Annotated in this window: 1 protein-coding gene; it reads left to right on the top strand. The window is 45.5% G+C overall.

Going from position 1 to position 503, the window contains the following annotated elements:
- The coding region (locus R7R78_RS29825) for a DUF2268 domain-containing putative Zn-dependent protease (protein ID WP_225475054.1) at positions 1 to 380 on the top strand (380 nt) is incomplete at its 5' end.
- Positions 381 to 503 lie beyond the last annotated feature (123 nt).

The following is a 503-nucleotide window of genomic DNA, read 5'->3' on the forward strand; positions in this document are numbered from 1 at the left end:
AACTGGCTGCAGTGCTCGCGCATGAATTGCATCATCTGTTTCGGATGCGATCGGGAGAAAATGGGCTCACTCTTGGAGAGGTGTTGATCATGGAAGGCTTGGCTTGCCATTTTGAACGTCAGGTCAACGGCGGCATCATTCCGAGTTTGTTTGAGTTGATAAAAGACCGCGACTGGCGGCCGTTTTACACAGAGATGAAAGATAAGTTAACGAGCTTGGATTACAACTTTGATGCTTACTTTTTGGGAAGCGATGAAAGCCGCTGGCCGAAGTACATGGGGTATTGGGTGGGGTATAACCTAGTCGCGGAATACCTAGCTAATTTTCATGGTTCTGAACTCGATTTGGTCGGTGCCAAAGCCGAGATTTTCTATCAATAATTCTATCTAATCCAAGAATTTCTACTAATCATCAACACAAAAAAAGCGCCTAAGTCAGAAGAGGTTAGGCGCTTTTTCTTATCTTGGAGCGGACAGAGGCGACTATTCGCTGATCGTCACTTT

The organism is Vibrio sp. 2134-1 (genome assembly GCF_033339495.1).